This is a genomic window from Geothrix sp. (genome assembly GCF_030219325.1).
Taxonomy (GTDB): domain Bacteria; phylum Acidobacteriota; class Holophagae; order Holophagales; family Holophagaceae; genus Geothrix.
In genome coordinates this window covers 2,683,989-2,695,428 of the sequence record NZ_CP126625.1, presented here as the reverse complement: position 1 = coordinate 2,695,428, position 11,440 = coordinate 2,683,989, and the positions used below count along the sequence as shown (strand labels likewise).

Sequence of the window (11,440 nt, the reverse complement as noted above, 5' to 3'; positions counted from 1 at the left end):
TCCGGGGATTCCCTCTAGGATGCGCCGGGTGGCGGTCACGAGAAAAGCTCATCCTGGCGCCAAGGGCCGGTCCAGGGATTCGAACGCCCCGCGATGGGCCCAGACGGGATGCGCCGCCAGGAAGGGCTGCCAGGGGCGATTGGTGTTGCTACTCTGATTGTCTGGAGGCCCGCTTGGCGGATCTTTCGAACTCGAAGCTCTGGTGGTGGTGGCCCCTCATGGCGCGTCACCGGCGCACCCTCTACTGGGGCCTGGCGGCCACAGTCTGGTGCAGCGTGGCGGCTTCGGTGGTGCCCTACTGGTCCGGCCGGGCCGTCAATGCCCTGGAGCGCGGCGATTGGCATGGCTCCCGGGTCTTCCTGGCCTGGATGCTGGGCTTCACGGCCGCGGCGGGCATCGGCCGGTACCTCATGCGGAACACCCTCATCGGTCTCAGCCGCGAGGTGGAGCGGGAGCAGCGGGAATCCCTCTACAGCTTCCTCCTGGCCCGCCCCTTCGCCTTCTACGAGCGGCAGCGGGTGGGCGACCTCATGTCGCGGGTGGGCGACGACGTGGGCACGGTCCGCATGGCCACGGGCCCGGGCCTCATGAGCTTCCTCCAGGTGCTGTCCATCCTGCCGGTGACGCTGGGACTGATGTTCCACACCAGCTGGCGGCTCACCCTGGCCGTCATGTTCCCGTTCTGTTTCCTGGCCCTGGGCTTCTACATCATCGGGAAGTGGAGCCACATGGTGCAGCAGAAGCTGCAGCTGGCCTTCTCGGCCCTGACGACCTTCAGCCACGAGACCATCAGCGGCGAGCGGGTGGTGCAGGCCTTCGGGCTGGAAGAGGCCCGGGTGGCCCAGTTCGGAGCCCTCAGCCGCCGCCACGCCATGCTCAGCATGAAGCAATCGGTGATCTTCAGCGCCTATGCGCCCTTGTCGGCCCTCATCGGCGGGATGTCCGCCCTGGTGCTGGTGGCCTACGGGGGCAGCCTGGTGGTGAAGGGGGTGCTGAGCCTGGGCGACCTCACGGCCTTCACCGGCTTTCTGGTGGCGCTCGCCTGGCCCATGATGAGCCTGGGCTGGTCGGCGAACCTGTTCCAGCGGGCCAAGGCCGGGCAGGAGCGACTGGACCAGCTGCTGCACAGCCCGGAGGCTTCGCTGCCGCCGGCTGAAGTCATCGCCCTTCCAGAGGTTCCGGCTTCGCTGCAGCTCGAGGCGGTGACGCACCGCTTCGAGACCGGTCGCGGCCTCGGCCCCCTGGACCTCACCCTGGCCCCCGGCGACAGCCTGGCGGTGGTGGGTGGCATCGGCTCGGGCAAGACCCTACTGCTCCAGGTGCTGGCGGGCCTGCGGGAGCCCCAGTCGGGACGCATGCTGGTGGACGGGGAACCCCTGTCCGACCGGACCCTGCGCCGGCACTGGGCGGGGCTGGGCTGGGTGCCCCAGGAGGCCTTCCTGTTCTCGGACACCCTGCGCATGAACCTGGCCATGGGGCGGCCCGATGCCACGGAAGACGAGATCTGGGAGATTGCCCGGGTGGTGGCCATGGACGAACTGATCCGCCGGCTGCCCGACGGACTCGACACCATCGTGGGAGAGCGGGGCGTGATCCTCAGCGGCGGCGAGCGTCAGCGCACGGCGTTGGCCCGGGCCCTCCTCCGCCGCCCGCGCCTCCTGTTGCTGGACGATGCGCTGTCCGCGGTGGATGCCGAGACCGAAAGCCGCATCCTGGAGAACCTCCGGGGCTTCCTGGGCACCTCGACCCTGGTCCTCGCCACCCACCGCGTCTTCGTGGCCGAGAGCTGCGCCCGGGTGCTGGTGCTGGAGGAGGGCCGGATGATCCAGGTGGGCGATCCGGAGGCCCTGGCCGCCCAGCCCGGCCTGTTCGCCCGCCTCAAGCGGCTGCAGAGCCTTGAGCGGGAGCTGGTCCGCGGGGCTTAGGCGCCTTCCCGGAAGGTGACCTTGTTGATCTCGACGAAGGTCGTGATCCCCATGCGCACCTTCTCGATGGCGCTCTCCCGGAGGAACTGCATGCCGCCCCGGCGGGCGGCGGCCTTCACCTCGCGGACCGGGGCGCGCTGGATGAGCAGCTCGCGGATCTCGTCGTTGAGGCCCATGAACTCGATGATGGCCTGCCGGCCGCGGAAGCCGGTGCCGTGGCAGTCCACGCAGCCCACCCGGTCGAAGAGGGTGGCGCTCCGCAGCCAGGCTTCATCCACCCCGTTCTCCTCGAGTTCCTGGGGGGTCGGGATCGGGGCGGGGCGCTTGCACTTGGGGCAGAGGACGCGGATGAGGCGCTGGGCCAGGATGCAGTTGAGGGAGGACACGAAGTTGTAGACCTCGACGCCCATGTGCTGGAAGCGGCCCAGCACGTCCAGCACGTTGTTGGCGTGGACGGTGGTGAAGACCAGGTGGCCCGTGAGGGCCGACTGGATGGCGATCTGCGCCGTCTCGGGATCGCGGATTTCGCCCACGAGGATCTTGTCGGGATCGTGGCGCAGGATGGAGCGTAGCCCCAGGGCGAAGGTGAGGCCCTTCTTCTCGTTCACGGGGATCTGGGTGACGCCCTCGAGCTGGTATTCGACGGGATCCTCGATGGTGATGATCTTGTCCTCGGGCGACTTGATCTCGCTGAGGACGGCATAGAGGGTGGTGGTCTTGCCGGAGCCCGTGGGACCGGTCACCAGGAACATGCCGTAGGGCTCGCGGGAGAAGCGGCGCAGGCGCTTCAGTTCGTGGTCGGAGAAACCGAGGATCTCCAGCGAGAGGGACTGGAACTCCTCGGTGAGGTTCTCCTTGTCCAGGATGCGGATGACCGCGTCCTCGCCGTGGATCGTGGGCATGATGCTCACGCGGAAGTCGATGGCCCGGCCCCGCACCTTGAGCTTGAAGCGACCGTCCTGGGGCTTGCGCTTCTCGGCGATGTCCAGCTCGGACATCACCTTGACGCGGCTGATGATGGGCGAGGCGAAGCGCCGGTCGATGGGGTCGGCGGCGGGGTAGAGGCTGCCGTCGATGCGGTATTTGATCTGGAAGCCCGTGGACATGGTCTCCAGGTGGATGTCAGAGGCACGCCGCTGGAGGGCGTTGAAGATGGTGGTGTCCACGAGGCGGACGATGGGGGCCTCGTCCTTGTCAGTCAGCCGCTCCAGGTCGAGCACCTCGTCGTCCCAGTCCTCCTCGTGGAGCACCTGGACCTTGAGGGCCTCGCCGGCCTCGTCCATGACCTTCTGGCCGCTCTCGGACTTCTTGAGCACCTCCTGGATCTGGGCCAGGGGTGCGCCGGCAAACCGGAGGGGGCGCTTGAGCTGCAGGCGGAGCATGTCCTGGGTGGGGATGTCCAGGGGATCGGCCATGGCCAGCCACAGAACGCCCTCCCGCTCCTGCACCGGCACGAAATGGTGCTTGAACATCAAGTCCAGCGGCAGGGCCTGGAACAGGGCGAAATCCACCGGCTCCCGCGTGAGGTCCAGGGTCGGGTAGAGCTCCTTGGCGGGCCTGAAGTCGGTCATGGTCTGATCGCCCGTGGCGACGGCATCCGAAGGAACCGGGGGGTTTGATGTGGACATGGAAGCATCCTAGCGGAAGCGGCAATCGACCGAGTGGCCAGAATCGGACATGGGTCACAAAGGATGCGAGGATCGGCTTCCAGCGTTGACCTGCGCGGGACCGGCACTCCACAATGACCTGTCCTGGAGGCTCCATGCGCGGGTACGCGTCCATCCTGCTGCTGATCCTGGTAGCAGTGGCCCTGCCGATCATCATCTGGAATTTGTCGTGGCTGCTGCGCCCCAGCTGGCCCAGCGCGGCGAAATATTCGTCCTACGAGTGCGGCATCACCACGACCAGTGAGGCGCGGGAGAAATTCTCCGTGCGCTACTACCTGGTGGCCGTGATGTTCCTCGTGTTCGACGTGGAAACGGTCTTCTTGATGCCCTGGGCCATCCAGATGAAGGAACTGGCCCTGTTCGGCGCCATCGAGCTGGGGCTGTTCCTCTTCCTGCTGCTGTTCGGGTATGGCTACATCTGGTCCAAGGGAGCCCTCACATGGGAATGAGCATGAACCAGCCTTCCACCCTTGAACACATCCTCATCACCACCAAGGTGGAGAAGGTCATGAACTGGTCCCGCGCCACCAGCGTGTGGCCCGTGACCTTCGGTCTGGCCTGCTGCGCCATCGAGATGATGGCCGCGGGCGCCAGCCGCTTCGACTTCGACCGCTTCGGCGCCGGCATCTTCCGGGCCACGCCCCGCCAGGCCGACCTGATGATCATCGCCGGCACGGTCACCTACAAGATGGCGCCCGTGATCAAGACGCTCTACGACCAGATGCCTGAGCCCAAGTGGGTGATCGCCATGGGCTCCTGCGCCACGGCGGGGGGGCCCTTCGACTCGTACCACACCATCCAGGGCGTGGACAAGATCATCCCCGTGGACGTCTTCATCCCCGGCTGCCCGCCCCGTCCCGAATCCCTCATCTACGGCTTCATGAAGCTGCAGGACAAGATCATGACCAGCAGCCTGGCCGACCGGTACAAGGACATCTTCGAGGAGGTGGGCTGATGTCGGACGAGACCCTCCCCCAGCCGCCGGAGACTCCGGAAGCGCCGGCCGGTCCCTATGTCTATGACTACGCCGCGTCCCCCCAGCGCCAGGTCGTCCTGCCGAAGACCGTGCCCCTGCCCAGCCTGAAGACCTACGAGGCCGAGGTGAAGGCGGCCGCCGCCGCCGACGAGGCCAAGTGGCAGAAGATGCTGGCGGACTTCGAGACCGCCAAGGCCAAGGCCGAGGGGGAAGGCAAGGAGGCCCCCAAGCCCCCCGTCCGCCCGGTGCCGCGCAAGGATGACAACGACATGAAGACCCCCTGGCCCCAGGAGGCCAAGGATGATGACCTGCACCGCCTGCAGGAGCGCCTGGGCGGCAAGGTCGAGGAGATCTTCGAGCAGGCCGGCGAGCTCACCTGCCAGGTCTCCAAGGATGCGATCCTCGAAGCCCTCCAGCTCTGCCGGCAGGACATCGCGCTGAACTACGAGATGCTCGCCGACCAGACCGCCACGCACTACCCGGCGGCCACCGGCTTCGCCTTCAGCGTGGTCTACCACCTGACCAGCATCAGCCGCCGGAAGCGCCTCCGCCTCCGCATCCTGGTACCCGAGGGGTTCAGCCCCGAGAGCGCCTGCGCCGTCTATCCCAGCGCCAACTGGATGGAACGCGAGATCTACGACATGCTCGGCATCCGCTTCGCCAACCACCCCGACATGACCCGCATCCTCTGCCCCGAGGACTGGGAAGGCCACCCCCTCCGCAAGGACTACCCCGTGGTGGGCTGGGGGCAGCGCGACATCGCCTTCCGCGAGGATCGCGGCGGCATGCTCGAGCGCATCGCCCTCCAGAAGGCCGGCCAGCTGGGCATCAACCTGAAGCAGCCCAAGGCGGAGTGATCCATGTTCAAGAACGAGGAAATGGAGATCAACCTGGGGCCGCAGCACCCGTCCACGCACGGTGTGCTCCGGGTGAAGCTTCGGCTCGATGGCGAGACCATCACCCACTGCCGGCCCATGATCGGCTACCTGCACCGGGGCGTGGAGAAGATCTGCGAGAACCAGACCTTCTTCCAGGGCCAGGTGTGGACCGACCGCATGGACTACTGCTCGGCCGTGGCCAACAACCTGGGCTGGGCGGAAGCCAACGAGAAGCTCTTCGGCATCACGGTGCCCCGGCGCGCCCAGTACATCCGCACGATGCTGAACGAGTTCAACCGCCTGGCCTCGCACCTGATCTGGCTGGCGACGCACGCCCTGGACATCGGGGCCATGACGGTCTTCCTCTACGCCTTCCGCGAGCGCGAGGACATCCTCGACATGAACGAGGCCTTCTGCGGCTCGCGCCTCACCACCACGGCCTTCCGCATCGGCGGCCTGCGCGAGGACCTGCCTCCGGGCTTCGAGAAGCTGGTGAAGAAGTTCCTGGCCAAGTTCCCGGACTGCATCGCGGAATACGAGAACCTGCTGAACGAGAACCGCATCTGGAAGAAGCGCACCGTCGGCGTGGCCAAGCTCAGCGCCGAGGATGCCATCGCCCTGGGCGTCACAGGGCCCGTCCTGCGGGCCGCGGGCGTTCCTTACGACATCCGCAAGGCCTTCCCCTACGCCGCCTACGCCGAGATGAACTTTGACGTGCCGACCCGCACCGAGGCCGACACCTACGCCCGGTACCTGGTCCGCATGGACGAGATGCGGCAGAGTGCCCGCATCATCCAGCAGTGCATGGACGGCATGCCCGAAGGCCCGGTCATGGCCAAGCTGCCCAAGATCCTGAAGGCCGAGGTCAATGAGGTCTACCACGCGACCGAAGCCCCCAAGGGCGAGATCGGCTACTACCTCGTGGGCGAGAAGGGCAGCGGCAATCCCTACCGCTTCCATGTGCGGGCCCCCGGATTCATCAACCTCCAAGCCTTGCCCAAGATGGCCGAGGGTGGACTGATCGCCGACATCGTCGCGGCCATCGGCACCCTGGACATCGTGCTCGGCGAGATCGACCGCTAGTCGACGAGGATTCCCACCCATGCCGATTCCGACCCTCACCCAGTCCATCGTGATCACCCTCATCCAGTGCCTGCTGGTGGTGATCTTCGTCTTCGTCGTCGTCCCCCTGACGGTGTTCGCCGAGCGCAAGGTGCTCGGCTACCTCCAGCAGCGCCTGGGCTCCACCCGCGTGGCCAGCGGCCACGTCGGCATCACCGGTTGGATGAACCGCGGCATGTGGAAGTGGGGCCGGATTCCCGTCCTCTCCTACTGGCGTGGCATCCCCGGTCTCGTGGCGGACGTCCTGAAGCTGATCCTCAAAGAGGACGTCATTCCTGCCAAGGCCGACAGGTTCGTGTTCTTCATCGCGCCCGCCCTCAGCATGGTGGCGGCGGTGGTGGTGTTCGCCGCGGTGTCCTTCGTGCCGGGCGTCTTCTTCACCTTCCCCACCTGGTTCCCCTTCGTGGGCGGCCTGCCGGTATCCGGCGGCATCGCCGACATCAATGTGGGCCTGCTCTGGATTCTTGGCGTCGCCAGCGTGGGCGTCTACGGCATCGTCCTGGCCGGCTGGGCCTCGAACTCCAAGTATCCCCTCCTGGGCGGCCTGCGCAGCGCGGCCCAGATGGTCAGCTACGAAGTGCCCCTGGCCCTGAGCCTGCTCGCGCCCGTGGTGCTTTCCGCCAGCCTGAACTTCGGCGAGATGTCCGCGCGCATGGCGACGGGCCTGCCCTTCTGGGGCCTGGCGCCGCAGATCATCGGCTTCCTGCTCTACCTCACCTGCGGCTTCGCCGAGACCAACCGCCTCCCCTTCGACATGCCCGAGGCCGAGAACGAGCTGGTGGCGGGCTTCCACACCGAGTATTCGGGCATGAAGTTCGGGTTCTTCTACCTGGCCGAGTACATCAACATGACCGTGGTGGCGGCCCTGGCCGCAGGCTTCTTCCTGGGCGGCCCCTGGCTGCTGCCCTTCGGCCTGCAGGGGCTGGTGAATCCCTACCTGCCGGCCTTCCTGTCGTGGTTCGGCGAGCCCCACGCCATCTTCTTCGTGGTGAAGATCATCTTCCTGCTCTTCACCTACATCTGGGTGCGCGGCACCATCCCCCGCTACCGGTACGACCAGGTCATGAGCGTGGCGTGGAAGTACCTGATCCCCATGGCGCTGTTCAACCTCTTGCTGGCGGCCGCCGTCCGCTGCTTCGCCGTCTAGGGGCCGACCATGAACAAGATCCTGAGGACCCTCATCCCCTTCGACATCGCCAAGGGCCTGTCCATCACGGGCAAGCACTTCGCCAAGGTCTTCTTCACGGCCAACCGCCGGAAGGTGCCCTTCCACATCACCTCCGAATACCCCGAGGTTCCCGCCAAGGTCCAGCCTCGGTATCGCGGCCGTCTCACGCTGCTGAAGGACGAGCAGGGCGAGATCAAGTGCGTGTGCTGCCTGGCCTGCGAAAAGATCTGCCCCACCCAGGTGATCACCATCGAGAAGGGCAAGAAGGAAGGGCGCAAGATGCCCTTCCCGGTGCGCTACGACTTCGAGATGGAGCGCTGCATCTTCTGCGAGTTCTGCGTGGAGAGCTGCGGCTTCGACTCCATCATCCTCAACCACCAGTTCGAGCTGGCCGCCTACAACCGGGAGGATTTCTCCATCGGCATGGAAGGCCTGGGCCAGAACATGTACGAGCCCACGCCCGTGGGCAAGTTCAGCGTGGCCGACGACTGATTTCCGGACTTCCAGACCATTCGCGCATTCCCGAGGACGCCCCATGGAACACTTCATTCAAATGATCGGCCGGAACATGTTCGCCATCTTCGGCGCCATGGCCCTGGGTGGCGCCGCATTCATGGTCGCCTCCAGGAGCGCCGTGCACAGCGTGCTCGGATTCCTCTTCGCGATGCTCTGCATCGCCGGCTGCTTCCTCTCCCTGGAGGCTGAGTTCCTGGGCATGGCCCAGATCCTGGTGTATGCCGGGGGCATCGTGGTGCTCTTCCTCTTCGTCGTCATGCTCGTGGAGATGAGCAAGAAGAAGGAGAAGGAGGTCTTCCAGGTCCAGTCCCGGTACGCCGTGGTGGCAGTCCTCCTCGGTGCGGCCACCTTCCTGAGCGTCTTCCGGAAGGTCCTCTTCGGAGCCGCCTCGCCCGAGGCGCTGGTGCTGCGCCCCGGGCTGGCCCAGGGGCTGAACGTGGCCGGGCAGAACGCCCAGGCCGTGAGCCGCGGGCTCTTCGCGGACTACCTGCTGCCCTTCGAGATCCTCAGCGTGATCCTGCTGGTGGCCCTGGTGGGAGCCGTGGTCCTGGCGAAAACGGAGCGTGTGTGATGGTCAGCATGAACGCGGTCCTCCTCATCTCGTTCCTCCTGTTCTCCATCGGTATCATCGGCGTCCTCATCCGCCGCAACGCCCTGGTGATCCTCATGTGCGTGGAGCTCATGCTCAACGCCGCCAATCTGAACTTCATCGCCTTCGCCCGCCACAGCGGGTCCGTCTCCGGCCAGGCCTTCGCCCTGCTGGTGATGGGCTTCGCCGCGGCCGAAGTGGCGGTGGGCCTCGCGCTGGTGGTGGCCCTCTACCGCAAGCGCGACACCGTCCAGGTGGACGACATCAACCTGCTGAAGGGATGACGACGACCATGACTGCCGACATGACCCTGGTGCACGCCGCCACGACCGCCGCCTCCCAGCCCAGCACCCTGCTGTGGCTGATCCCCTTCCTCCCCCTGTTCGGGTTCCTCGTCAACGGGCTCAGCGGCAAGAAGCTGAGGAACACCCAGGTGGTGGACTTCATCGCCCTGGGCAGCGTGGGCGTTGCCTTCCTGCTCACGCTCTACCACTTCATCCAGCTGGTGGGACTGCCGGCGGACGGCCGCTCCATCCACCAGAGCCTCTGGACCTGGTTCGACGTGGGCGGCGCGCGGGTGCTCGGCGGCCTCAGCACCTACAAGATCGAGTGGGCCTACAAGTTCGACGCCCTGAGCGGCGCCATGGCCCTGCTGGTGACGGGAGCCGGCTTCCTGATCCACCTCTTCAGCACCGGCTACATGGCCGAAGAGCGCAACGACGGCCGCTACTACCGCTTCATGGCCTACCTGAACCTCTTCGTGTTCAGCATGCTCAACCTGGTGCTGGGCGCCAACATCATGATGATGTTCCTGGGCTGGGAGGGCGTGGGCCTCTGCTCCTACCTGCTCATCGGCTTCTACTTCGACAAGGAATACGCCGCCATCGCCGGCAAGAAGGCCTTCGTCACCAACCGCATCGGCGACTTCGGCTTCATGATCGGGTTCTTCCTGATCTTCATGGTCTTCGGCAGCCTGGACTACGACACCCTCATGGGCTCGGTCCGGGAGATCTCCAGCCTGAAGTCCATCACCCTCTTCGGCCTCACCCACGCGCCCGTCTGGTGGTTCAACCTCATCGGCTGCTGCCTCTTCGTGGGCGCCGCCGGCAAGTCAGCCCAGATTCCCCTCTACGTCTGGCTCCCAGATGCCATGGCGGGCCCGACCCCCGTGTCGGCCCTAATCCATGCCGCCACCATGGTGACCAGCGGCCTCTACATGATCACCCGCCTGAACTTCATCTACGTCCAGGCGCCGGTGGCCCTGGCCGTGGTGCTCTTCGTGGGCGCCCTCACCGCCTTCGTGGCCGCGAGCATGGGCCTGGCCCAGTACGACATCAAGAAGGTGCTGGCCTACTCCACCGTGTCGCAGCTCGGCTTCATGTTCATGGGCCTGGGTGCCGGGGCCTTCACCGCCGGCATGTTCCACGTCTTCACCCACGCCGCCTTCAAGGCCTGCCTCTTCCTCGGTTCCGGCTCGGTCATCATGGCCTGCCACCACGAGCAGGACATGCGGAACATGGGTGGACTGAGGAAGTACATGCCCTGGACCTTCCTCTCCATGGGCCTGGCCACCCTGGCCATCGCGGGCATCTTCCCCTTCTCCGGTTTCTTCTCGAAGGACGAGATCCTGTGGAAGGTCTTCGAGGGCTGGTACCACCACGGCGCCTTTGACGGCCCCGCCCTGAACCTGGTGGCCTGGATCCTGGGCATGCTGGGCGCCTTCATGACCGCCTTCTACATGACCCGTCTCATGATCATGACCTTCTACGGCGAGTACCGCGGGGCAGGGCATGATCCCTACCACCTGACGGTGCCCTCCGAGGCCCACCATGGTGCCGACGACCATGGCCACGACGCGCATGGGCATGACGATCACGCTCATGCCGCCCCCGCGGCCCATGGGCACGGCGATCACGGCCACGGCCCCACGGAAGTCCCCTGGAACATGTGGCTGCCCGTGTTCATCTTCGCGATCTTCGCCGTGATCCTCGGATTCCTGAACCTGCCCCACAGCCTGGAGACCCTCGGCAAGGTGTTCGGCAACGACCACTTCTCCAAGTGGCTCGAGCCGCTCCTCTACCAGGTGGCGGCGCCCGAGCACGGCCACCACGCGGCCCCCTTCATCGAGTACGCGCTGATGTTCTGGGCCACGCTGTTCTGGGCCCCGGGCGCCATCCTGCTGGCGGTCTGGATCTACGGCATGGACCCCAGCTGGTCCAAGGCCAGGGCCTTCGTCACCCGCTTCCCCAAGGTCTTCGAGTGGGTGAACGCCAAGTACTACGTGGACGAGTTCTACGAGTGGGCCATCATCGAACCCCTCAAGCGCTTCTCCGCCCAGCTCTGGAGCTTCGACACCTGGGTGGTGGACGGCATGGTGAACGGCGCGGCGCGCGTCACCCTCATCTGGGCCGAGCTCATGCACTGGGTGGATGAGTACCTGGTCGATGGCGCCGTCGACCTGACCGAGTACATCGTGCAGGAGACCAGCGGCGTGTTCCGCGGCCTGCAGAGCGGCCGGGTGCAGCACTACGCCTTCGTGATGTTCCTCGGCTTCCTCGCCTTCGCCGTCGTGAAATTCCTCGTCTAGTCCTTCCCTGCC

General features: G+C 66.0%; 11 protein-coding genes. 10 read left to right on the top strand and 1 reads right to left on the bottom strand.

Annotation, left to right across the window (positions count from 1 at the left end; all coding sequences use genetic code 11):
* The first annotated feature begins 173 nt into the window (after positions 1-173).
* Positions 174-1,925 carry an ABC transporter ATP-binding protein gene (locus QOZ81_RS12035; RefSeq protein WP_291206155.1) on the top strand — a complete coding sequence of 584 codons (1,752 nt, stop codon included), beginning with the start codon at positions 174-176 and terminating at the stop codon, positions 1,923-1,925.
* On the opposite strand, the gene QOZ81_RS12030 is transcribed toward QOZ81_RS12035, so the two are convergent.
* Positions 1,922-3,553 carry a GspE/PulE family protein gene (locus QOZ81_RS12030; RefSeq protein ID WP_291206158.1) on the bottom strand — a complete coding sequence of 544 codons (1,632 nt, stop codon included), beginning with the start codon at positions 3,551-3,553 and terminating at the stop codon, positions 1,922-1,924. The two genes, QOZ81_RS12035 and QOZ81_RS12030, sit on opposite strands and share 4 nt — an antisense overlap.
* 134 nt (positions 3,554-3,687) lie before the next feature.
* On the opposite strand from QOZ81_RS12030, the gene QOZ81_RS12025 reads away from it, so the two are divergent.
* Genes QOZ81_RS12025 through nuoL form a run of 9 tightly spaced genes read left to right on the top strand, consistent with a single transcriptional unit; the run spans position 3,688 to position 11,428 of the window.
* Positions 3,688-4,041 carry an NADH-quinone oxidoreductase subunit A gene (locus QOZ81_RS12025; RefSeq protein WP_291206161.1) on the top strand — a complete coding sequence of 118 codons (354 nt, stop codon included), beginning with the start codon at positions 3,688-3,690 and terminating at the stop codon, positions 4,039-4,041.
* Between the two features lie 2 nt (positions 4,042-4,043).
* Positions 4,044-4,547, top strand: a complete 504-nt coding sequence (locus QOZ81_RS12020) for an NADH-quinone oxidoreductase subunit B (RefSeq protein WP_291206164.1) — start codon at positions 4,044-4,046, stop codon at positions 4,545-4,547.
* Positions 4,547-5,425 (top strand): NADH-quinone oxidoreductase subunit C, encoded by an 879-nt coding sequence (locus QOZ81_RS12015; RefSeq protein ID WP_291206167.1) that lies wholly within the window; start codon positions 4,547-4,549, stop codon positions 5,423-5,425. The genes QOZ81_RS12020 and QOZ81_RS12015 overlap by 1 nt, the downstream gene beginning before the upstream one ends.
* 3 nt (positions 5,426-5,428) lie before the next feature.
* The gene (locus QOZ81_RS12010; RefSeq protein WP_291206170.1) at positions 5,429-6,529 is read left to right on the top strand and encodes an NADH-quinone oxidoreductase subunit D; all 1,101 of its coding nucleotides are present in this window, start codon (positions 5,429-5,431) and stop codon (positions 6,527-6,529) included.
* A gap of 19 nt (positions 6,530-6,548) precedes the next feature.
* A complete protein-coding gene (locus QOZ81_RS12005; RefSeq protein WP_291206174.1) occupies positions 6,549-7,715 on the top strand; it encodes a complex I subunit 1/NuoH family protein in 1,167 nt (388 codons plus the stop codon).
* Between the two features lie 9 nt (positions 7,716-7,724).
* Positions 7,725-8,228 (top strand): NuoI/complex I 23 kDa subunit family protein, encoded by a 504-nt coding sequence (locus tag QOZ81_RS12000; RefSeq protein ID WP_291206177.1) that lies wholly within the window; start codon positions 7,725-7,727, stop codon positions 8,226-8,228.
* A 43-nt stretch (positions 8,229-8,271) separates the two neighbouring features.
* Positions 8,272-8,823, top strand: coding sequence for an NADH-quinone oxidoreductase subunit J (locus tag QOZ81_RS11995; RefSeq protein WP_291206180.1), 552 nt, complete (start codon positions 8,272-8,274; stop codon positions 8,821-8,823).
* Positions 8,823-9,125 (top strand): NADH-quinone oxidoreductase subunit NuoK, encoded by a 303-nt coding sequence (gene nuoK / locus QOZ81_RS11990; RefSeq protein WP_366082814.1) that lies wholly within the window; start codon positions 8,823-8,825, stop codon positions 9,123-9,125. The genes QOZ81_RS11995 and nuoK overlap by 1 nt, the downstream gene beginning before the upstream one ends.
* Complete coding sequence (nuoL, locus tag QOZ81_RS11985; protein ID WP_291206186.1) at positions 9,122-11,428, top strand: NADH-quinone oxidoreductase subunit L; 2,307 nt, start codon at positions 9,122-9,124, stop codon at positions 11,426-11,428. Before nuoK ends, nuoL begins: the two co-directional genes overlap by 4 nt.
* Positions 11,429-11,440: the final 12 nt, after the last annotated feature.